This window comes from Streptomyces sp. NPDC101132 (assembly GCF_044759225.1).
Classification (GTDB): Bacteria; Actinomycetota; Actinomycetes; order Streptomycetales; family Streptomycetaceae; genus Streptomyces.
In genome coordinates this window covers 158,352-185,347 of record NZ_JBIVYX010000002.1, presented here as the reverse complement: position 1 = coordinate 185,347, position 26,996 = coordinate 158,352, and the positions used below count along the sequence as shown (strand labels likewise).

Annotated in this window: 22 protein-coding genes; 11 read left to right on the top strand and 11 right to left on the bottom strand. The window is 73.4% G+C overall.

Translation table 11 applies throughout. The annotated features are described in order from the left end of the window. The first annotated feature begins 135 nt into the window (after positions 1–135). Together ACIQUR_RS05140 and ACIQUR_RS05135 are read left to right on the top strand one after the other, a co-directional pair. The gene (locus tag ACIQUR_RS05140; RefSeq protein ID WP_403658496.1) at positions 136–699 is read left to right on the top strand and encodes a hypothetical protein; all 564 of its coding nucleotides are present in this window, start codon (positions 136–138) and stop codon (positions 697–699) included. Continuing rightward, on the top strand, positions 692–1,324 hold the full coding sequence (locus tag ACIQUR_RS05135) for a class F sortase (protein ID WP_403658492.1): 633 nt from the start codon (positions 692–694) through the stop codon (positions 1,322–1,324). The genes ACIQUR_RS05140 and ACIQUR_RS05135 overlap by 8 nt, the downstream gene beginning before the upstream one ends. Positions 1,325–1,606: 282 nt before the next feature. Here the strand turns inward: ACIQUR_RS05135 and ACIQUR_RS05130 are convergent, their stop codons facing one another. Both ACIQUR_RS05130 and ACIQUR_RS05125 read right to left on the bottom strand, forming a co-directional pair. Beyond that, positions 1,607–2,401: a hypothetical protein gene (locus tag ACIQUR_RS05130; RefSeq protein ID WP_403658489.1), complete on the bottom strand. Its 795-nt coding sequence runs from the start codon at positions 2,399–2,401 to the stop codon at positions 1,607–1,609. Positions 2,402–2,501: 100 nt separating this feature from the next. Next, positions 2,502–3,530 (bottom strand): WD40 repeat domain-containing protein, encoded by a 1,029-nt coding sequence (locus ACIQUR_RS05125; protein ID WP_403658486.1) that lies wholly within the window; start codon positions 3,528–3,530, stop codon positions 2,502–2,504. A 75-nt stretch (positions 3,531–3,605) separates the two neighbouring features. On the opposite strand from ACIQUR_RS05125, the gene ACIQUR_RS05120 reads away from it, so the two are divergent. Beyond that, positions 3,606–4,289, top strand: coding sequence for a GDSL-type esterase/lipase family protein (locus tag ACIQUR_RS05120; protein ID WP_403658483.1), 684 nt, complete (start codon positions 3,606–3,608; stop codon positions 4,287–4,289). Here ACIQUR_RS05120 and ACIQUR_RS05115 read toward each other — a convergent pair whose 3' ends face one another. The 3 genes from ACIQUR_RS05115 to ACIQUR_RS05105 all read right to left on the bottom strand — a co-directional run bounded on the left by ACIQUR_RS05115 (position 4,290) and on the right by ACIQUR_RS05105 (position 9,047). Then, the gene (locus ACIQUR_RS05115) at positions 4,290–5,783 is read right to left on the bottom strand and encodes an FG-GAP and VCBS repeat-containing protein (protein ID WP_403658480.1); all 1,494 of its coding nucleotides are present in this window, start codon (positions 5,781–5,783) and stop codon (positions 4,290–4,292) included. Positions 5,784–6,017: 234 nt separating this feature from the next. Continuing rightward, complete coding sequence (locus ACIQUR_RS05110; RefSeq protein WP_403658477.1) at positions 6,018–7,472, bottom strand: FG-GAP-like repeat-containing protein; 1,455 nt, start codon at positions 7,470–7,472, stop codon at positions 6,018–6,020. An 87-nt stretch (positions 7,473–7,559) separates the two neighbouring features. Then, on the bottom strand, positions 7,560–9,047 hold the full coding sequence (locus ACIQUR_RS05105; protein WP_403658474.1) for an FG-GAP and VCBS repeat-containing protein: 1,488 nt from the start codon (positions 9,045–9,047) through the stop codon (positions 7,560–7,562). Positions 9,048–9,182: 135 nt separating this feature from the next. On the opposite strand from ACIQUR_RS05105, the gene ACIQUR_RS05100 reads away from it, so the two are divergent. Then, a complete protein-coding gene (locus ACIQUR_RS05100) occupies positions 9,183–10,172 on the top strand; it encodes an aldo/keto reductase (protein WP_403658471.1) in 990 nt (329 codons plus the stop codon). A gap of 152 nt (positions 10,173–10,324) precedes the next feature. Here the strand turns inward: ACIQUR_RS05100 and thpR are convergent, their stop codons facing one another. The 3 genes from thpR to ACIQUR_RS05085 all read right to left on the bottom strand — a co-directional run bounded on the left by thpR (position 10,325) and on the right by ACIQUR_RS05085 (position 12,858). Beyond that, positions 10,325–10,885 carry an RNA 2',3'-cyclic phosphodiesterase gene (gene thpR, locus ACIQUR_RS05095; protein ID WP_403658468.1) on the bottom strand — a complete coding sequence of 187 codons (561 nt, stop codon included), beginning with the start codon at positions 10,883–10,885 and terminating at the stop codon, positions 10,325–10,327. A gap of 73 nt (positions 10,886–10,958) precedes the next feature. Continuing rightward, the gene (locus ACIQUR_RS05090; RefSeq protein ID WP_403658465.1) at positions 10,959–12,395 is read right to left on the bottom strand and encodes an MFS transporter; all 1,437 of its coding nucleotides are present in this window, start codon (positions 12,393–12,395) and stop codon (positions 10,959–10,961) included. 25 nt (positions 12,396–12,420) lie between these two features. Beyond that, positions 12,421–12,858, bottom strand: a complete 438-nt coding sequence (locus ACIQUR_RS05085) for a MarR family winged helix-turn-helix transcriptional regulator (RefSeq protein WP_399939311.1) — start codon at positions 12,856–12,858, stop codon at positions 12,421–12,423. A gap of 161 nt (positions 12,859–13,019) precedes the next feature. Here ACIQUR_RS05085 and ACIQUR_RS05080 point away from each other — a divergent pair, with 161 nt between their 5' ends. Next, on the top strand, positions 13,020–13,202 hold the full coding sequence (locus ACIQUR_RS05080) for a ribbon-helix-helix protein, CopG family (protein WP_399939308.1): 183 nt from the start codon (positions 13,020–13,022) through the stop codon (positions 13,200–13,202). A gap of 29 nt (positions 13,203–13,231) precedes the next feature. On the opposite strand, the gene ACIQUR_RS05075 is transcribed toward ACIQUR_RS05080, so the two are convergent. Next, complete coding sequence (locus ACIQUR_RS05075) at positions 13,232–14,716, bottom strand: NCS2 family permease (protein ID WP_403658461.1); 1,485 nt, start codon at positions 14,714–14,716, stop codon at positions 13,232–13,234. Between the two features lie 139 nt (positions 14,717–14,855). Here ACIQUR_RS05075 and ACIQUR_RS05070 point away from each other — a divergent pair, with 139 nt between their 5' ends. Both ACIQUR_RS05070 and ACIQUR_RS05065 read left to right on the top strand, forming a co-directional pair. Beyond that, positions 14,856–15,146, top strand: coding sequence for a DUF2530 domain-containing protein (locus ACIQUR_RS05070; RefSeq protein ID WP_403658458.1), 291 nt, complete (start codon positions 14,856–14,858; stop codon positions 15,144–15,146). A gap of 53 nt (positions 15,147–15,199) precedes the next feature. Then, on the top strand, positions 15,200–17,677 hold the full coding sequence (locus ACIQUR_RS05065) for an HAD-IC family P-type ATPase (protein ID WP_403658455.1): 2,478 nt from the start codon (positions 15,200–15,202) through the stop codon (positions 17,675–17,677). Positions 17,678–17,897: 220 nt separating this feature from the next. Here the strand turns inward: ACIQUR_RS05065 and ACIQUR_RS05060 are convergent, their stop codons facing one another. Continuing rightward, positions 17,898–18,698 (bottom strand): hypothetical protein, encoded by an 801-nt coding sequence (locus tag ACIQUR_RS05060; protein ID WP_403658453.1) that lies wholly within the window; start codon positions 18,696–18,698, stop codon positions 17,898–17,900. Between the two features lie 199 nt (positions 18,699–18,897). On the opposite strand from ACIQUR_RS05060, the gene ACIQUR_RS05055 reads away from it, so the two are divergent. The 4 genes from ACIQUR_RS05055 to ACIQUR_RS05040 all read left to right on the top strand — a co-directional run bounded on the left by ACIQUR_RS05055 (position 18,898) and on the right by ACIQUR_RS05040 (position 23,784). After that, positions 18,898–21,450, top strand: a complete 2,553-nt coding sequence (locus ACIQUR_RS05055; RefSeq protein WP_403658451.1) for a hypothetical protein — start codon at positions 18,898–18,900, stop codon at positions 21,448–21,450. Positions 21,451–21,543: 93 nt separating this feature from the next. Beyond that, positions 21,544–22,149 (top strand): hypothetical protein, encoded by a 606-nt coding sequence (locus tag ACIQUR_RS05050; RefSeq protein ID WP_403658449.1) that lies wholly within the window; start codon positions 21,544–21,546, stop codon positions 22,147–22,149. 23 nt (positions 22,150–22,172) lie between these two features. After that, positions 22,173–22,931: a GntR family transcriptional regulator gene (locus ACIQUR_RS05045; protein ID WP_403658446.1), complete on the top strand. Its 759-nt coding sequence runs from the start codon at positions 22,173–22,175 to the stop codon at positions 22,929–22,931. A 70-nt stretch (positions 22,932–23,001) separates the two neighbouring features. Beyond that, complete coding sequence (locus tag ACIQUR_RS05040) at positions 23,002–23,784, top strand: hypothetical protein (protein WP_403658443.1); 783 nt, start codon at positions 23,002–23,004, stop codon at positions 23,782–23,784. Position 23,785: 1 nt separating this feature from the next. Here ACIQUR_RS05040 and ACIQUR_RS05035 read toward each other — a convergent pair whose 3' ends face one another. Then, positions 23,786–26,986: a sacsin N-terminal ATP-binding-like domain-containing protein gene (locus ACIQUR_RS05035; protein ID WP_403658440.1), complete on the bottom strand. Its 3,201-nt coding sequence runs from the start codon at positions 26,984–26,986 to the stop codon at positions 23,786–23,788. Positions 26,987–26,996: the final 10 nt, after the last annotated feature.

The window sequence follows — 26,996 nt, the reverse complement described above, 5'->3', positions numbered from 1 at the left end:
GGCCTGCGGATACGTCCCGGAGGACCTTCGGCCGGTGCCCCGGGCGCCCGCGCGGAGGCCCGCAACCTGGCGCACAGGATGTCCCTCATGTCTGGTGTGCCCCGAAAAACCGGGGCCCTGTCAGGAGGATCCACCATGCGCAAGGCACTCACCGTCCCGGCGATCGCACTCGCCGCGTCCCTGGCCCTGGCCGCCCCGGTCACCGCGTACGCCGCCGGACCGGCGGCGGCCACGGGCGGCACCACCCCCGCCACCGCACACGGCACCGCGACCGCCACTCCGACGGCCACCACCCCCGCCACCCCGACGCCCGCCCCCGCCACCTCCACGGTCTCCCTGTCCAAGGACAGCGGCGCCCCCGGCGACAGGATCCGGGTCACGGTCAGGACCACGGTCAAGGACGCCGCCGCGTACGTCAGCTCCAAGGCCTTCGGCGGCAAGGTCGCCCTGAAGGACGACGGCCACGGCCTCTGGACCGGCACCGCGGTCGTCGCCAAGGACGTGCGGCTCGGCTACTACGGCGTGGACGCCTTCGCCGGCGGCAGGAAGTTCGACACCGTGAAGTTCACCGCCACCGAGGGCCGGCACGGCGGCGACACCAAGCCCGTCACCCCGCACGGGCCCGCCGGGCACAAGAAGCCCAAGGGCGGCGTGAACACCGGCCTGGCTCCCGTCGGCGTCACGGCCGGCGATGCCTGAGCGGCGGCGCACCGCCGTCCGCCGGGGCCGCCGCGCGGGCCGCGCCACCGCCCTGGCGGGAGCGGTCGCCCTCACCGTCACCCTGGCCGCGGGCTGCTCCGCGTCGGCGGACTCCGGTGCGGGCGGGCCGGCCCGGCCGGCCACGGCACGCGCGGCGAGCGTACTCAAGCCCTCCGTCCCGGATCGGATCGAGATCCCGGACATCCACGTCGACGCGAAGCTCGACGCGGTGGGGCTCGCGGCGGACGGGGAGATGCGGGAGCCGTCGTTCGACAGACCGATGGAGGCCGCCTGGTACGAGGACGGACCGACGCCCGGCGAGAAGGGCGCGGCGGCGATCGTCGGGCACATGGACACGCCCACCACGCGCGAGGCCGTGTTCCACGACCTGAAGGAGCTCACCGCCGGCGAGCAGGTCCAGGTCCACCGGGCCGACGGCACGACCGCGGTCTTCGCGGTGGACGGGGTGGAGACGTACAGGAAGAGCGCGTTCCCCACGGAGAAGGTCTACGGCGCGACGAAGGACGCCGAGCTGCGCCTGATCACCTGCGGCGGGAAGCTGACCCCGGACCGGCACTGGGACTCGAACGTCGTGGTCTTCGCCCACCTGACGGGCACGGCCTGAGCCGGCCCCGCGGTACGGGCGGCCGTACGGGTACGGCGTGGGGGGGGGCGGGGGGGCCCCCCCGGGGGGCCCCCCCCCCCCCCCGGCCGCCCCCCCCCCCCCCCGCCGCGCGACCGCACCGGGGCCGGGGTGGGGCCCCGGGGCGCCGGGGGCGGCGGGGGGGGGGGGGGGGGGGGGGCGGGGGGGGGGGGGGGCGGGGGGGGGGGGGGGGGGGGCGGGGGGGGGGGGGCGGGGGGCGCCCCCCCCCCCCCCCCACGGCTATCGCACCTCCGGCCGTCGCGCTCACGAGACCGGCAGCTTCGGTGCCTCGCCGGGCAGCTTCGGCAGGCCGGGCAGGTCCGGCAGGCCGGGCAGGGACGGCGCGGGCAGGCCGGCGCCGAGCAGCAGGGCCAGCACGGTGTCGACCAGGCCCGTCACCACCTCGTTGACCTTGCCGACGGCGTCGGCGGAGCAGCCGCAGGGCCCGGAGGCCTTGGCGAGGCCCTCGACGGACTTCACCAGCTTGTCCAGGGCGGTGGTGATCAGGTCGAGCGGCGCTGCGGCCCGGGCCTGGCCCGCCACGGCGGCGACCGGCAGCTTCGGTGCCTCGACCGGCAGCTTGGGCGCCTCGACCGGCGTCTTCGGTGCCTCGACCGGCGTCTTGGGGGCCTCGACGGGCAGCTTCGGCGCCTCCACGGGTGGCTTCGGCGGGTCGACGGGCAGCTTCGGCGGGTCCACCGGCAGGTCGACCGGGGGCTTGGGCGCCTCGACCGGCGGCGCCGGCAGCGAGGCCTTCAGCTTCTCGACCGCGGCCTTGACCGCCGCCACGTGTTTGTCGAGGTCCGCCTGCGGCAGCTTGCCGTCGTCCGCCTTCAGCACCGCGGTCAGCAGGTCCGTGACGGGCGTCAGCAGACCCCCGACGGCACCCAGCGCCTGCACCTGCTTGAGCAGGGCGTCGGCACCCGGCAGGGGCGCGGCGGCCGGGGCCGCCAGGGCGGGCCGCTCGGGGGCGGCCGCGGCACCGGCGAGGCCGGGCGACGCGCCCAGCAGGGCCAGGGACAGGACGGCGGGCAGGACGAAACGCGCAGGGGTACGCAACGGGCTCTCCTCCTCGGGGAGTGGACGTTCAGTCACCACTCACGAGCAGGCGGCGCGTCCCCGCAACCGGGGTGCGCCAGTCACGTGAAGACCCGTCAGGTCAGTCACCCCGACGCAGCAGGCGGCGCATCGCCAGCAGCGCGGCGGCGCCCACCACCAGGACCACGGCACCCACGGTGAAGCCTCCACCGCCCGCGGCCGCCGTGCCGCCCGTCCCCCCGGACGCGGCCGCCGCACCCGGCTTCCCGCCCGGCCGCGTGGCGTCGGGCGCCCCGTCCGCCGCGCGCCCCGGCACCGGCACCGCCACCACCCGGCTGCCCTCGCCCTCCGAGCCGAACATCAGCGTGGAGCCGTCGGGTGAGTACGTCACCGCCTCGGCCTGGCCCTGGAAGGGGGCGTTCACCCGCTCGCCCTCGCCCACCGTCCGGCCGTTCCGCCACCGGTAGGTCTCCGCGAAGAAGTAGCCCCGCAGGACCAGTTGGCGCCCGTCGGGCGAGAAGGCGCCGTCCGTCACCCACGGCACGTCGCCCACCCGGCGGAACACGTTCGTGCCGGAGGCGCTGAGCCGGGCCGGGCCCTCGTACAGGTGCCCCGAGTCCTCGCTCTTGCTCGCGATGTAGACCCGTCCGGTCACCGGATGCACCATCAGCGCCTCGGCGTTGCGCGCGCCGTCCGCGTAACGGACCGTGAACTGGGTGGCCTTGACCGTCGCGTCGGCCAGCCGGTCGGGCTCGGGCAGGCGGTAGATCCACACGTGGTCCCAGGAGCCGTCGGCGTTGTCCCCGATGTCGCCGACGTAGAGGTTCCCGTCCGGCCCGAGGGAGATCCCCTCGACGTCACGCGGGCGGCCCACACCGGTCATGGTGACCCGGGCGACCGTACGGCCGCTGGCCGAGTCCACCGCGTACAGGTAGGGCCCGTCCTCGCTGTCGTTGTGCGTCCAGTACACGCCGGGGTGCTTCCTGCTGGCCGCGAGGCCGCTGGACTCCTTGATGCGCGGGTCGGAGATCGTGAACGAGGAGGTGCCGGGGCCCTCCGCCCCGTCGGCGGCCACGGCGGCCGCCGGGGAGGACAGGACCGCCGGGACCAGGACGGCCGCACACAGGGCGGGACGCAGAAGACGACGCATCCCCCCAGCCTGCCACCCCGGCGGGGTGTCCAGGCTCACAGGACGGCCCAGGGGCCGATCCGCGATGATGACCGGATGCGTTTCATGTTCGTCGGCGACTCCATGACCATCGGACGCGCGGGCGACTACACCTGGCGCTACCGGATGTGGCAGCACCTCAACGCGTCCTTCGGCGGCCCGTACAAGATCGTCGGTCCGCGCCGCGAGGTGTACGACACCTTCGCCGACGCACCCGTCTCGCACGACTACGCCGATCCCGGCTTCCCGGACCACGCCCGCCGCCACCTGGCCGGCTGGGGCGAGGGCTGGCAGCACATGGCCCCGCTGATCGGCGAGACCGTGGCCGTGCACAAGCCGGACGTGCTGCTGGTCTCCCTGGGCCTGATCGACCTCGGCTTCTACACGGCCTCGGACGAGACCGCGGCCAACGCCCGCCGGTTCGTCACCGCCGCCCGCGAGGCCCGCCCGGGCATCCGGATGGTCCTGCTGCCGGTGATCCCGAACGTCCGCGCCGAGTCGGATGCCCCCTTCGCCGCCGAGTGCACCCGCTTCAACGAGCTGCTGGCCAAGGCGGTCGCCGACCTGGACACCCCGGCCTCGCCGATCCTGCTGGGCGCGCGGCCGAAGGAGTACGACATCCACTACGACACGTACGACGGCACTCACCCGAACGAGTCGGGTGAGCACCGTCTGGCGGGCGAGTTCGCCGATGCCATGTACCAGGCCTGGGGCATCGGCGCGCCGTACGCGATGCCCTGACTAGCGGGTCATCAGACCGAAGCGGTTGCCCCAGGATTCGATCCTCGGGTCGCTCACCGGCCGGACCTCCCGCGTGGGGGCCGCCCCGACGACGCCGTTCTTCACACCGACGGACCAGATGGTCCCGCCCGACCAGGTGAGGTTCAGCTCGGGCTTCCTGTCGCCGTTCAGGTCGACCGGCTTGAGCTGGTCGCCGAAGCGGACGATCCCGCCGGGCTTGAGGACGCCCTCCGACGCGTAGTCGTAGAACGCCGAACCGGCGGCCACGACGCCCGACTTGCCGCCCTTGAAGACGTAGAGGCCGCCGCCGCTGCGGTTGCGGCAGCCGTCGTCGCAGAGGGGGGACTTCTCGCCGGAGGCGCCCACGACGAGGTCCGGGTAGCCGTCACCGTTGATGTCGGCCGCCCGGACGTCGGAGCCGAACTGGTCCCTGCGCTGCGGGCTGCCCGGGACGCCGACGGTGTCCTCGGTGATCACCCGGACGCGCCTGCCCGCGTCGAGGCCGCCGCTGCCGCCGTACGCGATGTGGACGCGGCCTGCCTGGGTGAGGTCCTCCCAGTTGTGATCGGGGTGGCCCACGGCGACGTCCCCGTAACCGTCCTTGTCGAAGTCCGCGATCACGGCGCTCGTGCCCGTGCGCACCTTCGCGGACGTGGCCTTCAGCCCCTTCGGGCCACCGAGGAGCACCTTGCCGGGGCGTTCGCCGAGGAGCGTCCGGTCCCCGAGGACGACGAGGTCGTCGGCGGCGTCCTTGTCGATCCGGCCGGCTGCGATCCGTCCGGGCTCGTACGGCGAGTAGCGGAAGTCGATGCCGTCGTCGACGGGCAGGATCGCGGCGGGCTTGCCGGTGCGGGTGAACGGGCCCTTGAAGAGGTCCAGGCGGTTGCTGTGCCCGACGACCAGGTCGGTCTTCCCGTCACCGGTGAAGTCGCCCGTCACCAGGACGCCGCCGAAGGCACCGAACTTCAGGTCGGGGTCGTTGTTGGCGATGTCGGAGCCGCCCTTGAGGCCCGTGGGACCGCCCCACAGGACCGTGACCCGGGCCGTGTCCTTGCCGTCCGGCCCGCCGACCCAGTCCTCGGAACGCACGACGAGGTCGGCGTAGCCGTCGCCGTCGAGGTCGCCGTTGGCGATGACCTGGCCGAAGCCGTGGTTGAGCGCGGCCTTGCCGGGGACCCCGGGGGTGTCCTGGGTGATGGCTTTGAGACCGGTCTTCTGAGCGCCGTACTTGCCGCCGTAGGAGACGGTGACGTATCCGGCTCCCCAGCCGGCGTTGGGCTTCTCCGCGGTCTCGGGGACGACGACGTTGGCGCTGCCCACGGCGACCGCGAGGTCGTGGTAGCCGTCGCCGTTGAAGTCGTCGGAGTACCGGGTGGCCGCGGGGCCGGCGGTGGTGGCCGCCTGGGCCTGGGTGCCGGCGGAGACCAGCAGACCTCCGGTGAGTGCCGTGGCCGCCGCGGCGACCGCGACGGCGTGACGCGTGTGGCGTCGCATGTGGAGTTCCCCCTGTGGTGCGGTGGTTGCGGGCCGGGGCGGGGGGGGGGGGGGCGCCGGCGCGCGGCCCCCCCCCCCGGGGGGCCCCCCGGGCGGGGCGGGGTGGGGTGGCCCCCCCCAGCGGGGGGGGGGGCGAGGCTGGGCGGGGGCGGGGGGGGGGGGGGGGGGGGGGGGGGGGGGGGGGGGGGGGGGGGCGGGCCCCCACGCCCCGGTCTTCGAGGCAGACGGGCGAGGTCAGTTGGCGAGGACGCCGAACTGCGTTGCGGTGCCCTGAAGTTGTGCGTCCACCGGCGGGGTGACGACCCGGGTGGGCGAGGTGCCGGCGACCTTGCCGTCCTTCGTGCCGACCGACCAGACCTGCGGGACGGCCGCCTTGACCGGGAAGGTCAGCTCGGGCTGGCGGTCGCCGTTCAGGTCGGTGGCCTTGAGGTACGAGGGGATGCGGTAGGTGCCCGCGGGGCGGGGCAGACCGGGTGCGTTGTAGGCGTAGAAGGCGGCGCCGGTGCCGGTGAGGCCCTTGGCCGTGCCCTTCAGCACGTAGATGCCGCCGCCGCTGACGTAGCAGTGCTCGCAGGTGGGCTTGAACTCGCCGATGGCACCGACGGCCAGGTCGGCGTAGCCGTCCCGGTTCAGGTCGGCCGCGGCGACCGACGAGCCGAAGCGGTCCGCGGCCCCCACGCTGCCCGGGATGCCGGCGCTGTCCTCGGTGAACGTGCGCACGGCGCGGTTCTCGTCCACGCCGTCGGGGCCGCCGTAGTTGATGCGCACCAGGCCCGCGGCGTACTCGGTGTCGATCTGGTTCTCCGGGTCGCCCACCGCGATGTCGCCGTAGCCGTCCTTGTCGAAGTCCCCGACGGCGACGCTGCTGCCGCCCCGGATGGTGGTCTCCGTGAAGCGCAGGCCGGAGGCCCCGCCGAGGAGCACCCGGCCCCGCAGCGGTCCGCCGATGTCGCGTCGCTCGCCGAGGACGACGAGGTCGTCGATGGCGCCCTTGTTGATCCGGCCCACGGTGATCCGGTTCTGCGCCCCCGATTCGAAGACGGGGTAGTCGCGGCCGAGGTCGATGTGCTTCGGAGCCGCGGCGGGCGAGCCGTCCGCCTTGAAGGGACCCCGGAACAGCCAGAGCGTGGTGGAGTAGCCGACGACGAGGTCGGTCTTGCCGTCACCGGTGAAGTCACCGGACTTCAGGACCACTCCGTAGCCCGGCCGCTTCTGGGGGTCGGCCATCAGGGTGCCGCCCTTGAGGCCCGTGGCGCTGCCCCAGAGCAGGGAGACCTGGTTGCCCCGCGCGCCCACGGCGAGGTCGGCGTAGCCGTCGCCGTTGAAGTCGCCGCTGGTCAGGACCGCGCCGAAGCCCCGGCCCTGCGTCGCGTCGCCCGGCACGCCGGGGCTGTTCTGGGTGAGGACCTTCAGGCCGGTCTTCTGGGCGCCGTACTTCGAGCCGTACGAGACGGTGACGTAGCCGGCCGCGGAGAGCAGGGTCTCGCCGTCCGCACCCGTGACCTTGACGTTGCCGTCCGGGGCGCCGATCGCCAGGTCGTGGTACCCGTCGCCGTTGAAGTCGTCGGAGTACCGGGTGGGCGCGGGGGCCGTGGTGGCCGCCTGCGCCTGGGTGGAGACCAGCAGGCCCCCGCTGAGCGTTGCGGCCGCCGTGGCGACCACCACGGCCTGACGGATGTGACGTCGCACGTCCGTTTCCCCCTAGTGGATTCGTTCGGATACGTAGTCAAGACCCCGGTCGGGGACGGAAGGTTGTAGGGCGTCCGGCTCCGGATCTCAGCGGGTGATCAGGCCCAGGGTGCCCGGGGAGGTCGGCGTGCGGTGGATCAGCGGGTCGGCCGGCGGCTGGACCACGCGGGTCGGCGAGGTGCCGGCGACCTTGCCGTCCTTCGTGCCGACGGACCAGACCTGCTGGCCGGACTCGTACATGCTCGACAGGGCCAGGGTGATCTCCGGCTGCCGGTCGCCGTCGAGGTCGGTGACCTTCAGCTGGCGTGCGATGCGGGCGACACCGGGGAGGGCGGGCAGGCCGGCCGCCTTGTGGCCGTAGAACGCGGCACCGGCGCCGGTCGGGCCCTTGGCCGTGCCCTTGAGCACGTACAGGCCGCCCCCGCCGACGTAGCAGTGCTCGCAGGTGGGCCGGTTCTCGCCGACCGCGGCGGCGATCAGCTCCGGGCGGCCGTCACGGTCGAGGTCGCCCACGGCGACCTCGGAGCCGAACTGGTCGCCCTCACCCGGGGAGCCCGGGACGCCGGTGGTGTCCTCGGTGAACGTCCGCACGGCGCGGTTCTCGTCCACTCCGGCCGAGGAACCCATGGTGACGTGGACCCTGCCGACCCAGCGCCGGCCGTCCCGCTCGTGCTCCGGGTCGCCCACGGCGATGTCGCCGTAGCCGTCCGCGTCGAAGTCCCCGACGGCGACGCTGCCGCCGCCGCGCAGGGTGCCCTCCGTCAGGCGCAGGCCGGACGGGCCGCCGAGGAGCACGCGGCCGCGGCCGCGCCCGTCCGGGAGGACGACGAGGTCGTCGATGGCGCCCTTGTTGATCCGGCCGACGGCCAGTCTCTTGAGGACACCGGCGGCGCCGAAGTCGACGTTCGCGCCGACCTCCACGGGCTGGACCCGGGAGGGCCGGCCGTCGGCCGCGAACGGGCCGCGGAACAGGTGGAGCTGCGTGTCCTGGCCGACGAGCAGGTCGGCCTTGCCGTCCCCGGTGAAGTCACCGGCCACGAGCGCGGCACCCAGGCGGTACTGCAGCGCGGGCGCCACCGGAACGGTGCTGCCGCCCTTCAGACCCGTCGGGCTGCCCCACAGCAGGGTGACCACGCCCTTCTGCGGCGTGTCCCAGTCGACGAAGGCCGAGCGCGAGGACACCGCCAGGTCCGCGTACCCGTCGCCGTTGAAGTCGCCGTTGGCCAGCGCCAGGCCGAAGGACTGGCGTTCCCCCGCCGTGCCGGGCACGCCCGGGCTGTTCTGGGTGACGGCCTTGAGGCCGGTCTTCTGGGCGCCGTACTTCGAGCCGTACGAGACGGTCACGTAGCCCGCTTCGTAGGCGATCACGGTGCCGCCGTCGGCCCCCGGCACGTTGAGCGCGGCCCCCGCGGACGCGGCCGCCAGGTCGTGGCGGCCGTCGCCGTTGAAGTCGTCGGCGTACCGGGTGGGCGCGGGCCCCGTGGCGGCCTGGGCCTGGGCGGAGACCAGCAGGCCTCCGGTGAGCGCGGCGACCGCCGCGGCGGTCGTGACGGTCCTGCGGATGCGACGACGCACGTCCGTTCCCCCCTGGGATGCGATCGGTGACACCCCCAAGACCCCTGACAGGACAGAACGGTTGTACGGATCTTTGCCCCGCCTCCCGCTCGGCGCCCTTGCCCGCGCCGCGTCGATCGAGTTGGCTTGCGGACCATGAAGTACACGCAGCTCGGACGCACTGGACTCAAGGTCAGCCGACTCGTACTCGGCACCATGAACTTCGGCCCGCAGACGAACGAGGCCGACAGCCACGCGATCATGGACGCGGCGCTGGAAGCGGGCATCAATTTCTACGACACGGCCAACGTGTACGGGTGGGGCGAGAACAAGGGCCGCACCGAAGAGATCATCGGCACGTGGTTCGCGCAGGGCGGCGGCCGCCGCGACAAGGTGGTCCTCGCCACCAAGGTGTACGGGTCCATGGACCGCCAGGGTGAGACCTGGCCCAACCACGACCGGCTCTCCGCGCTGAACATCCGGCGGGCCGTCGACGCGAGCCTCAGGCGGCTCCGTACCGACTACATCGACGTCTACCAGTTCCACCACGTCGACCGCCGGACCCCCTTCGAGGAGATCTGGCAGGCGATCGACGTGCTCGTCCGGCAGGGCAAGGTCCTGTACGCCGGATCGTCGAACTTCCCCGGCTACAAGATCGCCCAGGCCAACGAGACGGCCGCCCGGCGCGGCCTGGTCGGCCTGGTCAGCGAGCAGTGCCTGTACAACCTCGCGGAGCGGCGCGCCGAGATGGAGGTCATCCCGGCCGCGCAGGAGTACGGGCTCGGCGTCATCCCGTGGTCGCCGCTGCACGGGGGGCTGCTCGGCGGCGTGATCAAGAAGGAGGCCGAGGGCGGCCGCCGGGCCTCCGGACGGTCCGCGGACGCACTGGCCAACAGCACGGTGCGGGCGCAGGTGCAGGCGTACGAGGACCTGCTCGACAAGCACGGCCTGGCGCCCGGCGAGGCCGCCCTGGCCTGGCTGCTCACCCGGCCCGGCGTGACCGGACCGATCGTCGGGCCGCGCACGGCGGAGCAGCTGGAGGGCGCCCTGCGGGCGGTGGAGCTTGAGCTGCCGGACGAGGTGCTGGGCGGGCTGGACGAGATCTTCCCCGGCCCGGGCCCCTCCCCGGAGGCCTTCGCCTGGTAGCCGGGCCGCGTACGGCGTACCGCGCGGTGGCGGCTGCGGCTACTTCAGGGCGGCCGCCACCGCGACGACGACGAACATGACGGCGAGCACACCGGCCATTACCCGGTTCCTGGTCTTGGGATCCACCCTTCGAGCGTAACCGGCCCCGCGGGTCACCCCGCCAGCGGCCAGGCCTCGACCACGTCGTACCGCGGCTGCTCGCCGGGCACGCCGTGCGCCGGCAGGGTGCTGCGGACCAGGGACAGCTCGCCCACCTGCCAGGGCGCGCCCTCGAAGGAGCCCAGCGCCTCGGTGTACGGGTGCAGGTCGGCCCGCGCCCGGCTGCGGGCGACGGTCAGGTGCGGGGTGAAGCGGCGGTGGCGCTCCATCGGGACGCCGGAGCGGCGGGCCGCGGCGTCCGCGCGCTCGGCGAGCAGGTGGATTGCGTCGACCCCGCCGGCCGCGCCGATCCAGAGGGCGTGGCCGCTGAACTGTCCGGCGCCGTGCAGGCGCAGCGGGAAGGGTGCCGTACGGTGCGCCGCGCGGGCCAGCCGGGCGTGCAGCTCGGGCAGCAGCGCCTCCCCCACCTCGCCCATGAAGGCCAGGGTGAAGTGCCACCCGGCGTGCCCCGTCCAGCGGAGCCCGCCGCCGTCGGCCCGGCGCAGCGGGTCCACGACCCGCGCCAGCTCGTCGAGCGCCTCCTCGGGCGGCAGCACGGCCGCGAAGAGTCTCATGCGGCGACGATAGTCCTCGCCGCGGAACTCGGCAGGCGGCCCGGCGGGCGGTTCGGGCCGCCCGCCGGGGGCGTCACGCGGCGGTGGCGAGCTGCTCGCGGCGCGGTACGAAGGCCACGTGCGTACGGCCCGGCCTGAGGTCCACCCGGAGGCGGAGGCCGCCGACGCGGGCCAGCACCAGACCGACGCCGACCGCGGCGGCCAGCGACACGAGGCCGCCCGCGGCCATGCCCACGCGGGCGCCGTAGGTGTCCGTGACCCAGCCGACCAGCGGTGCGCCCACCGGCATGCCGCCGGTGAACACCATCATGAACAGCGCCATGACGCGGCCCCGCATCTCCGGGTCCGTGGCCATCTGCACGCTGGAGTTCGCCGTGACGTTCACGGTGAGCCCGAACATGCCGATCGGCACCAGCAGCGCGGCGAAGAGCCAGAAGCCCGGCGCGAACGCGGTGACCGTCAGCAGGGCGCCGAACAGCGCGGCGGCCACGACCAGCAGCCGCAGCCGGGCGAGCCCGCGCCGGGCCGCCAGCAGCGCCCCGGCGAGGGAGCCGGTCGCGATGAGCGAGTTGAACAGGCCGTACGTGCCGGCCTCCCCGTGGAAGACGTCGTCCGTGAAGGCCGAGAGCCAGATCGGGAAGTTGAAGCCGAAGGTGCCGATGAAGCCGACCAGCACGATCGGCCAGACCAGCTCCGGGCGTCCGGCCACGTAGCGCAGTCCCTCGCGGAGCTGGCCCTTGGCGCGCGGCCGGGGTTCGACCACGTGCAGCTCGCGGGTCCGCATGAGCAGCAGGCCGGCGATCGGTGCCGCGAAGGACAGGCCGTTCAGCAGGAAGGCCCAACCGGAGCCGACGGCGGTGATCAGCACACCGGCGACGGCGGGGCCCACCAGCCGCGCGGTCTGGAAGTTCGCGGAGTTCAGGCTGACCGCGTTGGCCAGCTGCCGCTTGCCGACCATCTCCGAGACGAAGGTCTGCCGGGCCGGGTTGTCGACCACCGTGATCAGGCCGGCCAGGAAGGCGGCCAGGTAGACGTGCCACACCTGGACGTGCCCGGTGACGGTGAGCGCGCCGAGTGCGACGCCGGTGAGGCCGAGGGCCGAGTTGGTGGCGATCAGCAGCGGCCGCTTCGGCAGGCGGTCGGCGAGGACGCCGCCGTAGAGGCCGAAGAGCAGCATCGGCAGGAACTGCAGGGCGATCGTGATGCCGACCGCGGAGGCGGATCCGGTCAGGGAGAGGACCAGCCAGTCCTGCGCGATGCGCTGCATCCAGGTGCCGGTGTTCGAGACGACCTGGCCGGTCGCGAAGAGCCGGTAGTTCCGGATCCTCAGCGAGGCGAACATCGTGTTCTTGCGGGTGGTGCCGGTACTGCGGGTGGTGCTCGGGGTGGTGCCGGCCGGGGTGCGGCCGGCGCCGGGTGCTGCGGGTCCAGCGGGTGCTGCGGGTCCAGCAGGCGGTGTCGGGGTGGATTTCGGTCCGGGTGCGGAGTCTGCTCCGTTTCCCGTACTCAAGGGCTTTCGCCTCCTCGGCTCGTCCTTACAGGTGCGCGAGCTTGTCGAGGACGGGCGCGGCGGCGCGCAGCTTGGCCCACTCGTCCTCGTCGAGCTCGGCCGCGAGCCGGGCCAGGAACGCGTTGCGCTTGCGGCGGCTCTCCTCGAGCATCGCCTCGGCGCGTTCGGTCTGGCTGACCACCTTCTGCCGGCGGTCGTCCGGGTGCGGCTCCAGCCTGACCAGTCCCTTGGCCTCCAGCAGCGCGACGATGCGGGTCATCGACGGCGGCTGGACGTGCTCCTTGCGGGCCAGCTCACCGGGGGTGGCCGAGCCGCAGCGTGCGAGGGTGCCGAGCACCGACATCTCGGTCGGGCTGAGCGATTCGTCGACGCGCTGGTGCTTCAGGCGCCGGCCCAGCCGCATGACGGCCGAGCGGAGGTCGTTCACGGCGGCAGCATCGTCGCCATGGGTGAGGTCAAGCATGTATTTAGAGTAGCTCATTAGTCAGTCTAAATACCAACCGTTTACGCGCGGCACGCCGTGATACCCCGCACGGGGCGTCCTGACGGCACGTGTCACCCATAAGGGTGAGACCCTTCCGGAAAGTGACCCATCCCTCGGCCCGCTGCCCCGACCCTGTGCCCATGGGGACACACGTGCTCAGCATGCGCATAGACGGGGAGCTGCTGGCCCGGCTGCGGGACCACGCCGCCAAACGCGGAATGAGCGTCCAGGACTACGTGGTCCGGACGCTCATCCGCGATGACTTCGACGAGCGCTTCAAGGCGGCCGTCGACGAGACGGAGAAGTTCTACGGGCTCACCTGAGCCCGTGGCACCCCACCGGGGAAAGGTTTCTACGTGAGGCCCAGGGCAGGCATCGCGTAGTAGAAGACGAACACCGCCGACACGACGTACATCGCCGCCGGAACTCCCCCTCGCTCCGCTGGGGGGACCCCCACACGGCCCCGTCCGGCGGCCAGCCGCAGCACGGTGAAGCTGATGAAGCCGATGCCGATGCCGTTGGTGATCGAGTACGTGAAGGGCATCGTCAGCATCGCCAGGAAGGCCGGGACGGCGATGGTGAAGTCGCTCCAGTCGATGTCCTTGACGGAGCCCGCCAGGATCAGGAAGCCGACCGCGACGAGCGCGGGGGTGGCCGCCTGCGAGGGCACCATCGTGGCCAGCGGGGTGAGGAACAGCGCCACGGCGAAGAGCGCGCCGGTCACGACGCTCGCCAGGCCCGTACGGGCACCTTCACCGACGCCCGCGGTCGACTCGACGAAGCAGGTGTTGGCGGACGAGGACGTGGCGCCGCCGGCCGCGACGGCGATGCCGTCCACGATCAGGACCTTGTTGATGCCGGGGAAGTTGCCGTCCCGGTCCATCAGCCCGGCCTCGTCGCCGACGCCGAGGATGGTGCCCATCGCGTCGAAGAAGCAGGACAGCAGCACGGTGAAGACGAACAGGGCGCCGGTCAGGAAGCCCACCTTGTCGAAGCCGCCGAACAGGCTGACCTGACCGACGAGCCCGAAGTCGGGCGCGGCGACCGGGTTGCCCGGCCACTCCGGCACGGTCAGGCCCCAGGCCTGGCCCGGCAGGTCCGCGATCAGCTGGACGGCCACCGCGACGACCGTCATGGCGACGATCGAGATCAGGATGGCGCCCGGGGTCTTGCGGATGAGCAGCGCCAGCGTCAGCAGCACGCCGAGTACGAAGACCAGCACGGGCCAGCCGTGCAGGTGGCCGTCGCTGCCGAGCTGGAGCGGGACGGTGGTGTGCGCGGCGTCCGGGATGCGGGAGACGAAGCCCGAGTCGACCAGGCCGATCAGCATGATGAAGAGGCCGATGCCGATCGCGATGCCCTTGCGCAGGCCCAGCGGGACGGCGTTCATCACGCGCTCGCGCAGGCCGGTGGCCACCAGCAGCATCACGATGAAGCCCGCGAGCACCACCATGCCCATGGCGTCGGCCCAGCTCATGCGCGGGGCGAGCTGGAGGGCGACCACGGTGTTCACGCCGAGGCCGGCGGCCAGGGCGATCGGGACGTTGCCGATCACACCCATCAGGAGGGTGGTCAGGGCCGCGGTCAGCACGGTGGCGGTGACCAGCTGGCCGCCGTCGAGCTGGTGGCCGTACATGTCCTTCGCGCTGCCGAGGATGATCGGGTTCAGCACGATGATGTAGGCCATCGCGAAGAAGGTGGCGAAGCCGCCGCGGACCTCGCGGGCCACGGTGGAGCCGCGCTCGGAGATCTTGAAGTAGCGGTCCAGGACGGACCCGGTCCCCTGCGGGGAGGGCTGGGGGGCGGTGGCCGGGGCGGCGGGGGCCGACGTGCTCATTCGGTCCTCAAAGGGTTTGCTTAGGAGATTCGCACCAATAAATTCGGTCGCGAACAAACCGTTTCAGTATGAACACATGAACGAAGGGGCGTCCATCTCCGCGCGTAGACCGTTCAGGAGGCCACCTAGACTGGCCCGCATGGCGAAGTGGACCCCCAAGCACGAGGCGCCCGAGCCCCTGGAGGGGCCGGTCGTCGCCACCATCACCGGCGGCACGATCCTCTGGTTCGCCATGTTCGTGGTGCAGCTCCCGTTCTACGGCTGGTTCGCCGACCGGGACCTCCTCTGGTGGGTCTGGACCTGCGCGGCCGGCGGCGCCCTCGGCCTGATCGGCATCTGGTACGTACGCGCCCGCGACGCCGCTCTCAAGCGCCACGCGGCGGAAGCGGCCGGGCGACCCCAGGACGATCCTGGTCATACCGAGGTCTGATCTTCCCGTCGCTCGGCGGGTGAACCGGCACGACCCCGCTTACCGTCGAAACCATGACGCAGCGGGCGAAGATCGACACCGACGGGCCGGAGCCGGGCGGCGGGGGCGCGGGCGGCACCCGCGGCACCGCCATCGACGCGGGCGCCGAGCTCGACCCCGTCCACCCCGTACGGCTGCCCGCTCCCGCCTTCCAGCCGGGCGGCCTCACCGCGGCGGCCGTCGCGGAACGGATCGCGCGCGGTGACGTCAACGACGTACCGGTCCGCAGCAGCCGTTCGACCGCCGACATCGTCCGCGGCAACGTCTTCACCCGCTTCAACGCGATCATCGGCGTGCTCTGGGTGATCATGCTGTGCGTCGCGCCCATCCAGGACAGCCTCTTCGGTTTCGTGATCATCGCGAACACCGGCATCGGCATCGTCCAGGAGCTGCGGGCCAAGAAGACCCTCGACGGGCTCGCCGTGATCGGCGAGGTCAAGCCCACCGTCCGGCGCGACGGCAGGGCCGCCGAGATCTCCACGTCCGAGATCGTCCTCGACGACGTCATCGAGCTCGGCCCCGGCGACAAGGTCGTCGTCGACGGCGTGGTCGGCGAGGCCGACGGGCTGGAGATCGACGAGTCGCTGCTGACCGGCGAGGCGGACCCGGTCCTGAAGAAGCCGGGCGACGAGGTGATGTCGGGCTCGTTCGTGGTCGCCGGCGGCGGCGCCTTCACCGCCACCAAGGTCGGCCGCGAGGCGTACGCCGCTCAGCTGGCCGAGGAGGCCTCCCGCTTCACGCTCGTCCACTCCGAGCTGCGCTCCGGCATCTCCACCATCCTCAAGTACGTCACCTGGATGATGATCCCGACCTCGATCGGCCTGATCATCAGCCAGCTCGTGGTCAAGGACAACAACCTCCAGGACTCCATCGCCCGGACCGTCGGCGGCATCGTCCCGATGATCCCCGAGGGCCTGGTGCTGCTGACCTCCGTGGCCTTCGCCATCGGCGTCATCCGGCTCGGCCGCAAGCAGTGCCTGGTCCAGGAGCTGCCGGCCATCGAGGGGCTGGCCCGCGTGGACGTGGTCTGCCTCGACAAGACCGGCACCCTCACCGAGGGCGGCATGGACGTCACCGAGCTGCGGCCCCTGGGCGGGGCGGACGTGACGTACGTACGCAAGGTCCTCGGCGCCCTCGGCGAGTCCGACCCGCGGCCCAACGCCAGCCTGCAGGCCATCATCGACGCCTACCCGGACGCTGAGGAGTGGCGCTGCACCGAGTCGCTGCCCTTCTCCTCCGCCCGGAAGTACAGCGGCGCCAGCTTCAGCGAGGGCGACGGGGAGAACTCCACCTGGCTGCTCGGCGCGCCCGACGTGCTGCTGCCCAGCGGCGACCCGGCCCTGGACGAGATCAACGCGCTCAACGAGCAGGGGCTGCGCGTGCTGCTGCTCGCCCGGTCCGCCCGCGAGCTGGACGACCCGCAGATCGCCGCCGGCGCCCGCCCCACCGCGCTGATCGTCCTGGAGCAGCGGCTGCGCCCCGACGCCGCCGACACCCTGCGCTACTTCGACGAGCAGAACGTCCACGCCAAGGTCATCTCGGGCGACAACGCGGTCTCCGTCTCGGCGGTGGCCGGGAAGCTGGGCCTGCCGGGCGCCGAGAACACCGTGGACGCGCGGCAGCTGCCGGCGGACCAGGCCGCGATGGCGGAGGAGCTGGACCGGAACGCGGTCTTCGGCCGGGTCACGCCGCAGCAGAAGCGCGACATGGTCGGCGCCCTCCAGTCCCGCGGCCACACCGTGGCGATGACCGGGGACGGCGTCAACGACGTCCTGGCCCTGAAGGACGCGGACATCGGCGTCTCGATGGGCTCCGGGTCCGAGGCCACCCGCGCCGTGGCCCAGATCGTGCTGCTCAACAACTCCTTCGCCACGCTCCCCTCGGTGGTCGCCGAGGGCCGCCGGGTCATCGGCAACATCACCCGGGTGGCCACGCTCTTCCTGACGAAGACCGTCTACTCGGTGCTGCTGGCCATCCTGGTGGTGTGCTGGCAGGTCGAGTACCCGTTCCTGCCGCGGCACCTGACCCTGCTGTCCACCCTCACCATCGGCGTCCCGGCCTTCTTCCTGGCCCTGGCCCCGAACAAGGAACGGGCCAGGCCGCACTTCGTGAAGCGGGTGATGCGGTACGCGATCCCGGGCGGCACCATCGCCGCGCTGGCCACCTTCGTCACGTACCTGCTGGCCCGGAACCACTACACGGGCGAGGGCGCCCTGGAGGCCGAGACCAGCGCCGCCACCCTGACCCTGTTCCTGGTGTCGATGTGGGTGCTGGCGATCATCGCCCGCCCGTACACGTGGTGGCGGGTGGGGCTGGTCGGAGCGATGGGGCTGGCGTTCCTGCTGGTCCTGGTGGTGCCGTGGCTCCAGCACTTCTTCGAGCTGAAGCTGGTCGGCACGACCATGCCCTGGGCCGCGGTGGCCATCGCGGGCGCCGCCGCCGTGCTGGTGGAGTTCACCTTCCACTGGGTCGACCGCCGCTTCCCGGCCTAGCCGGCGTCCCCGCGGGACCGGTGCGGTCCCCCGGTCCGGCGCGTGCGGTTCCGGCCCCACCCCCGTGGGAGCCCGTTCCGCACGCGCCGGACCCGTTCGGAGTGGCCGTGCGCCGTCCGGACGTGCGCTGTCCGGCCGACTGCTACGACGCGTTCTCGGCCGGAATGGTTGTACGCGGGCCGGTACCGGCTCGCGGGAGGTCCACACGAGGTCCAGGGGTTTAGCGGACGTCGACGTAGTCCTCGCGGGAGACCGTGCGGTTGGTGGTCGCGTTGCCCTGGATCTTCCACTGCCAGTAGCCGTCCTCGCTCGCGAGGAGGCGCTTGGTGAAGTTGCCCTTGCCGTCGGTCTCGACACCCGTGACGTAGCTCTGGACGGTGCCGCCCTTCTTGCGGAACCACAGGCCCATGCCCACGGCGCCGTTGTAGTTGCGGTAGTCGCCGGTCTCCCAGTTGGCCCGCTGCACCGTCCCCCTGACCGTGAGGACCTGCCCCTTCACCACCGGCTCCGGTCCGGCGTCCATCGGCAGGTACGCGGCGCGCGGGGTGTAGACGTTGCCGCTGAGCGGGGTCGTGAAGACCTCGGCGGGCCGGGACTTGCGCCAGGCTCGGCCGGTGAGCTCCCAGGGGGACTGGGAGTCGGCGTTCTTGAGGTCGGTGCGCGGGTCCACGGTGATGACGACCTCGCAGACGGCCGAGGTGCGGTCGGCCGCGACGCACACCGGCGCCTGGCGGGGTGCGATCGTCTTGCCGCCGTAGAACTCGGCCTTGGCGAGCAGGACGTCCGCGTGGATGTCGGACAGCGGCACGTCCGCCGCGTGCCTGATCGTGTACGACACCTTCACCGTGTTGGGCGTGACCGGCTTGACCGGCATCCAGCGCTTGTTGGTGGACACGGCGCTGAACGCGACCGGACCCGTACCCGCGGCAGCCGCGGCACCGGCGGCATCCGCGGCGGGCACGCAGAGGGCGGACAGGGCCAGGGCGGCCGTGGTGGCGACGGCTGCGGCGCGGAAACGCATGATCGGAACTCCCCCGAACGGAACATGACTGACCGGACGGGAGGTACGACCGTGCAAGATCGCGAATGGTTGTGCACGGAGAGGAAAATTCCGGCCACTTCCCTGCCCAACCGGCATGCACCGGTCAGCGAGTGGGGGCCCCGGCGGGGCCCTCGGCGGCCGGATCTACGCTGACCTCCATTCATCCCGAGGGGGGTCCATGCACTTCAAGAACCCGCTGGTCGGCGGGGCCGCCGACCGGCGGCGCGCCGCGACCGGCGTCCTGTCCGCCGCCCTGCTGGCGGCCGGCCTGCTGGTGCCGTCGGCCGGCGCCGTACCGAATCCGGCCACCGCGACCGCGCCGGGCGCCGGAACCGCGGCCGCCGGGGGCGCCACCCTGGCCAACGGCGACCGCGTCGAGCGGGTCCCGGGCCGCGCCGGAGCCTTCCGCGTCACCGGCCGGAACGGCGAGCGGCCCGGCAGCTACGGCTACCTGTCCACGCCCGGCCGCGTGGAGATCCGTCCGGTCGGCGGGAAGGCCCCCCTGGCCACCACGACCCTCGCGACGGACACCACCGCGGTCACCGCACCGGCCTCGTCGGCCCCGGCCCGTGCCGCGTACGCCGCCACCGCAGCCCAGAAGGTCAAGATCGACCTGGTCAACGCGGACCACTGGGGCCCGTCGATCCACGTCTGGAACCGCAGCACCTGGACGTACTACGACGTGGCCGAGGAGCAGTGGGACGACTGGGGGACGGTGTCGCTCCCGCCGGGCGACTACGTGACCGTCGGCCTGTACTCCAACTGGGGCCTGCCGAGCCACTTCCTGGCGAAGACCTTCACGGTCGGCTCCACCGCCCAGACGGTCCTCCTGGACGCCAAGACGTCCAAGGAGACCCGGATCGCGGTGGACGACACCACCGCGGCCCGGTCCAGCGCCGAGATCTCGTACACCCTGCCCAACGGCAGCTCGACCGGCTTCGTCGGCGGCTGGGGCGAGAAGGTGTACGTCAACCCCATCGCCCTCCCCGGCCTGAAGCTCAACCTCCACGAGGTCCTGGAGAAGGCCGGATCGACGGGCAACCTGCCCAGCCCGTACCGCTACGACCTGGTGCACCGGTTCACGGGCGGCGTCCCCGCCACCCCGGTCGCCCAGGTCCTCAAGGCGAACCTGGCCACCACCCAGACCTCCCTGCGCGCGCAAGACGGCAACTCCGTCGGCTGGCTGGACAGTTACGCCGACATGGGCCTGAACATCGGCGGCATGTTCATCGGCAGCCCCGTGGGCGTCCCGTCGAAGATCACCGAGTACGTCACGCCGGGCATCGCCTTCCAGCGCGCCCTGACGTACGGCAGCACCCACCGCCTGGACCTGAAGCCCCGCACCCTGGCCCAGGGCACGCACCCCGTCGAGATCGTCGGCGCCGCGCCCTTCACGCCCCGGGTGCGCTACAACTCCACCTACCAGGGCGGCACGTTCAGGTTCAGCGAGAGCGCACTGCACTCCGACGCCGCCGGGAACCTCGGCAAGGACGACGCCGCGAGCCTCCAGTTCCGGATCCGCACGGGCGGCACCACGCTGGCCACCTCGCCGGTCCAGGACTCCGGCACCTGGCAGGCGGACGTCCCGACCGGCCACCCGACGTACACGGTCCGGGTGTCGGCCACCCGGCACGGCGCCCAGAGCCGGCTCTCCAGCCGCGTCTGGACCGACTGGACGATGACCGGGGCCGCCCTGAACGCCCAGTCCGGCCTGCCGGTCACCGACCCCGCGTACAAGGTCACCGGACTGGACTGGCGCAACCAGGCCGGCACGGACCCGGTGACCGTCAGCGCCACCCTGAAGCCCCGGCGGGCCGGCACCACGGCCACCCTCACGTCCCTGGAGTTCTCCACGGACAACGGCGTGACCTGGACCGCCCCGGCCCTGACCGCCTCCGGCGCCACCGGCAGCGCGAGCTTCACCGTCCCGGCCGACGCCTCCTTCGTCAGCCTGCGGACCACCGGCACCGACAGCTCCGGCGGCACCGTCTCGCAGACCGTGATCCGCGCCTTCGCCGGCCCGGCCGCCGCCACCGGGGAGCGCGTCGGCGACACCCGGATCAGCGACGTGGTGGTCAACGACGGCCACCCGTACGCGCCCGACCTCTCCCCCGACGCCACCGTCAAGGTCCGCTTCACGGTCACCGACCCGGCCGGCGTCGCCGCCGCCGGCGCGTACTTCCACCACGGCACCTACGACCGTCCCGACGGCGTGGTCCCGCAGTACTGGAACGCCGCCTGCACCCCCGCGACGGCCACCACCGCCACCTGCACGGCGCAGGTCGCGGTCCGCCCCGTCGACGAACTCGGCCGCAACAGCCTCGCCGGCCTCTGGTCGGTCACCGCCTGGGCCCACTCGAAGGACGGCTCCGGCCGCGTCCTGGTCACCAAGGCCGGCACGGCCGACCTCCGGCGCACGACCACCATCAGCCCGGACTGGCCGCCGATGAGCCTGCCCAAGGGCAGCACGTACACCCTCAAGCCGCAGCTGCGCGTCCTCAGCTGGATCAGCGGCAAGAACCTGGTGCTGCCGGACGCCACCGTGCGCCTGGAGTGGAAGAAGGCCGGCAGCAGCACCTGGACCACCGTGGCCACCGCCAAGACCGGCACCGACGGCAGGGTGAGCTTCCCCCGCACCGCCACCGAGGACGGCCAGCTGCGGCTGCGCTACGACGGCGCCGCGGGCCTCGCCCTCGCGGACACGGGCGCGTACACCATCGACGTGTACTGATCCCGTACCAGCCCCTTCCCAGGGCCTCGGCCCCACCCGGGCCGAGGCCCTACGCTGTGCCGCGCCGCAACGAGACACAGGGGGCGCGAGACCATGGCGGACAGCAGCAGAAGTCACAGACGGACCAGGGCGGCGGCAGTGCTGGGCGGCGCCGCCCTGCTGCTCGGCGGGGTGGGTGTGCCGCAGGCCGGCGCCGCCCCCACCGCCGGGTACCCGGTGAAGATCCAGCTCACGCACGTGGACCACGTCGCGCCCGAGATACGCGTCTGGGACCGGGCGACCTGGAAGGCGTACGAGGTCACGGTCCCCGAGGGCGAGGACTTCGGCACCGCCGAACTCCCCACCGGCAACTACCTCACCATCGGCAACTACGCCGGATACGACGCCTCCGGCCCGCAGGCCCGCTTCCTGCCCAAGACCTTCAGCGTCGGCACCGCCGCCACCACCGTCACCCTCGACGCGGACCTCGCCCATCCCGCCGCCGTGAACGTGGACGAGCCCACCGCGGCCCGTGTCACCGCCGACGCCTGGTACACGCTGCCCAACGGCGAGGCGGTCTTCTTCGCCAACGGCTCGGGCGCCACGCTCCACGCGGCGCCCGTGACGCTGCCCGGCCTGACCCTCAACCTGCACGACGTGCGCCAGAAGCGGGGCAGCGGCCCCAACCGGCCCAGCCCCACCGACGCCTCGGGCGTCTAGAGAAGCGGAGGAGTGATCAACGCATGGCCAACCAGGGCAACGGCAGCCGGCCGAAGTACCAGCGGATCGCAGATGCGCTGAAGGCGGCGATCCAGGCAGGCGAGTACGGCCCCGGTGACCGGCTTCCGGGAGAGAACGACCTCATGGCCACCTACGAGGTCGCACGGATGACGGCCCGCCAGGCCCTGAGCGTGCTCCAGAACGAGGGGCTCGCCGAGGCCCGCAAAGGAGCCGGCGTGTTCGTCCGAGCGTTCCGGCCGCTGCGACGGCGCGGCCTGCAGCGACTCGCGCAGGACCAGTGGGGCTCCGGCAAGTCGATCTGGTCGGCCGACATCGAGGACCGGACCCTGGTCGTGGACCAGATCGAGGTCGGCGAGGAGTCCGCAGACGACCGGATCGCGGGAGCCCTCGGCCTGGCCTCCGGGTCTGCGGTGTGGGTACGGAGCCGGAGGTTCGTCCTCGACGGCAAGCCGGTCCTGATCGCGACCTCGTACCTGCCGTCCGACATCGTCGCGGGATCGGCGATCACCCAAGAGGAGACGGGCCCGGGCGGCACGTACGCCCGCCTCGCGGACCTGGGCTTCAAGCCGGTCCATTTCCGCGAGGAAATCCGATGCCGGATGCCGTCCGCCGACGAGGCCGATCGCCTCTCGCTCTCCATGGGTACGCCGGTGGTCCTCATCGTGCGCACCGCCTTCGCGGAGGGCGGCCGGGTCGTCGAGATCAACCAGATGGCTCTCGACTCGGCGTCGTACGTCCTCGAGTACGACTTCGACGCCTAGCCGGTCGCGCCCGGCCACTCGTGATCTACGATCCGGATCCTGCACAGGGTGGGGATCACGAGGGGGACCGGTGGCGAAGAGGTACTGGCGGATCTGGGTGCCGGTGGCCGTGCTGGGCATGACGGCGGCCGGGGTGGTTTTCGTGCCGGAGGCCGTGGACGAGGCGCGGGTGGAGCGGCTGCTGGAGGCCCACGCGGGGGACCCTGCGCAGGTGCTGAAGGAAGCGGCGGAACGCGCGCTGGCCGCCGGCGCGGCCGAGGTCGTGGTCAGCGCCGAAAGTCCCTTCTACGGGGACGTCCGCCGAACCGAAACCGGCCGGATGTCGTGGAAGAGCCCGCACGAAGCCCTGGCCCTGCCGAGCATGTCGCGCTGGCGCATCGACAACGACGTGTACTACCACCCCTACGTACCCCCCGGGTTCAACGGCAGCCTCGAGTCCGAGTGGGAGAACGGGGCGGCCTCCCTGGTGTCCGCGCCCGCGCTGCTCAGCGCCCTGCTGGTGAGCGGTGACCCGAAGCGGGTGGGGCCCGAGAGCGTGGGCGGGCGGCCCGCCATGCGCTACTCGGTGGTCGTCGAACCCGAGCCCTTCGGCGCTCTGCTGCGGAAGACCTTCCCCTGTCTGACCTCTCCGAGGCCGGCCCCCGAGCCTCCCAAGGTCCCCGGCAGCCCTGACCGGCGGATCCACCTCGACGCCTGGCTGGACGCCCACGGGCAACTGGTCCGCGTACACCAGCGCCGCCCACGGGAAACCATCGAGTTCCGGGCCTTCGGCGGACCCGCCGTCACCCTTCCGGAAGGAGCGCAACTCGTGGACGAGGGCCCCAACGGACGGAAGGGCTGCAGCACCCGGTAGGTCAGTCGAACCAGCGGTCGCGGGCCAGTTCCTCCGTGCGGGACGGGTCCTCCAGGAGGGCCGCGACCTCGAAGCGGCGGGGCCACTGGCCGGCCGCCCAGGCCAGGCCCGCCGCCACGCCCTCCAGGGTGGCCGCGTGCAGGACGCCGTCCGGGGTGCGCCGCCAGTCCAGCTCGGTGCCGCCCGCGACCAGCTCCTCGTGCTCGACGTACGACTCCGGGGTCGCCGGCCCCAGCAGCACCCGCACCGACTCCGGCACCCGGCGCTCCTCGCCGTCGGTCGCCACCAGCGCGGGCAGGATCTCCGACAGGCGCCGCACCTGGAGCAGGTCGGCCAGGTCGGCGGCGGCCGACGGGGACACCGGCAGCAGCGGGAGGTCACCGGCCAGCGGCAGCAGGTCCGGCGCGTCCGCGACCACCGCGTCGGCGGCGTCCACCACCCGCACCTCGCCGTCGACCACGGCCCGCAGCTCGTCCGGCAGCGTCACCTGTTCGGGGTCCAGGTCGGCCAGCGCCCCGTACAGGGCATGGAGCTGACGGGCCGTCACCGTACGGTTCGGGTCGGCCAGCCGGCCCAGCAGCTCGGCGGCACCGCCGGGCTCGTCGAGCAGGGCGGCCACGGAGGTGCGTACCCCCAGGGCGCGCAGCACCTGCTCGTCCTCGAAGCCGGTGGCGTCGGCGGAGGTGTAGAGCCCCTCCAGCAGCGGGTCGCCCCCGGCGGCCCGCAGACCGGCCGGGCGGCGGCCGTCGAGCACCGGGTGGTCCCGCAGCCACCAGGCGGTGTACGGGCGCACGGTCTGCGTGGTGCCGTCGGGCAGCAGCACCCGCACCGGCTGGGTCAGCGCGTCGCGCAGCGGCGGCTGCGCGAGCAGGGCCAGCGCCTGCGGCCAGGCGTCGTCGTCGACCAGGTCCAGGTCGCGCACCGCCACGATCTCCGTGGCCACCGGCGGCACCGGCGTGTCCGGCAGCTGGTCGAGCAGGTCCTCGCACCACACGTCGACGGCGTCCAGCAGCCCGGCGTCGTCCGGCTCGGGGAAGTCACCCTCGCGGGGCTCCAGTTCGTCCGGGTCCAGCACCACGTCGGTGGCCCGCACCAGCTGGAAGTTGGCCAGCACCCCGCAGGCCGTGAGGGGCTGCTCGCCCCACCGCTCGGCCAGCTCCGCGTCGACCAGCGCGAGCTCGCCCTCCCGCATCACGCGGGCGAACGGCGAGCCGGGCAGCACCAGTTCCGCGGCCGGGGCCGGCTCGCCGTCCTCGTCCGGCAGCGCGAGGGCGCCCAGCCACGGCTCGTCGCCCGGTTCGAGCCCGGCGTCGCGGACCAGCCCGAGCACCACCTCGGCCAGCTCCTCCGCGTCCAGCGCGTCCTCGTCCCAGATCTCGTCCGCGTCCAGGGAGGCGGCCACCGCGGCCCGCACCTGCGGGGTGGTCAGCACCGCGCGGGGCGTGGCGGGCAGCGCGCCCAGCTTCTCCAGCAGCGGGTGGGCGGCCTCGGGGTGGGCCACCTTCAGGCCCAGCCGCGTCAGGTTCGCGGGGGTGTCCGGGCCGGGCAGCAGCACGTGCCGGGGGCCGATGGTGGTGCGGACGCCGGGCGCGCCGTCGGGCAGCTCCGCGCCCAGACCGTCGACGCCCGGGTCGCCCGTGGCCACGGCGAGCTCGCCGAGGCCGTCCAGCGGGTCCTGCCGCGCCTCGTCGGGACCGGTGGCCAGCGGTACGGGCAGGCCGGAGAGCCGGTCCGGGTCCACGCCGGCCAGCGTGTCGTACAGCCGGTACCACCAGGACGGCGCGCGCTCCACGCCCGCGATGCGCTCGATGGCGTCACCGAGCGGCAGCCGGCCCACGCCGAGCGTACGCAGCTCCGTACGGCGTTCCAGGCCGGCGGGCAGCAGCGTCGGCAGCACCTCGGCGAGCACGCGCACGGTGTCGGCGCCCGCGCCCTCGACCACCTCGGCCTCGAAGGGCCGCAGCGCGGTCAGCTCCTCGGAGGGCACGGCGGGGGCCAGGAACGCGGTGCGGGGCAGCCGCCGGATCACCGCGGCGCGCAGGGCTCCGTCCAGCTCGCCCTTGCCGAGCGGGCCGGGCACCAGGTCGACGAGGCCGGTGCTCACCGGGTGCCAGGCTGCCAGGAGTTCGGCGTACGCGTCGGCCGCGCGCTCGACGAGGAAGTCGGTCAGCGGACCGGGCGCGGGGTGGCGGCGGGCGGTGTCGAGCGGGAGGGAGGCGATGAGCAGCGCGGGGATGCCGAGCGGCTCGTCGGTGGGGGTGGGGGCGTGCACGACGGGCGCGGTGGAGGGGCGCACGGGCGCGCCCTCGGCGTCCACGGGCACGGCCCAGGAGACGGTCCAGTGGGGCCGCAGCCGCTCCTCGACGGGCCGGTCGGCGAGCAGCGCCGGCTCGACGGGGCCGGAGTGGCGGACGGTGCGCCAGCGGGTGGAGCCGCCCTCGCTGTCGTCGATGACGGTGTACTCGCCCACCTCTCGGCGGCGCAGGGTGCGGGTGCCCGCGGGGGTCTCGACGACCACGTCCTGGAGGCCGGGCAGGGTGAGCAGCAGCGCGTCGTCGATGCCGGCCAGCAGGCGGTCCACGAGGTCCTCGGCGACGCCGTCGCGCAACGGGAGGACCACGACCGTGTCGTAGCCCTCGGGGGCGGTGCCCTCGGCGGGCAGCGGGAGGCGCAGCAGCGGTACGTGGCCGTCGCGGCGGCGGAGTTCGTCGCCGAGGCCGGGGCTGCCCTGGGCGGCCTGGTGGGCGAGTTCGCGGGCCTCGGCCAGGGACCAGCGGACGCCGCCGTGCCGGCCGAGGACGGCCGGCTCGTCGCTGACGGCGAGGACGGCGGCGAAGCCGACGCCGAAGCGTCCGACGCTGTCGCCGGTGCCGCGCTTGGCGGAGGCGCGCAGGGTGCTGAGGGATTCGACGCCGGTGGCGTCGAGGGGCGCGCCGGTGTTGGCGACGGCGAGCACGCCGGAGCGCAGGGTGAGCCGGAGCCGGCCGGGTACGCCGGCCCGCGCGGCGGCGTCGGCGGCGTTCTGGGCGAGTTCGACGACCAGCCGGTCGCGGTAGCCGCCGAGTGCGAGGTCCTCCTCGGCGTTGGCGTCCTCCCGGAACCGGGCGGGGCTCGCACCCCAGGCGTCGAGTACCCCGCGCCGCAGCCGCGCGGTCCCGAAGGGGTCCACGCCGCCCTGAGCCGCCGTCGCTCGTCCGCTCACGCCGCTGCCT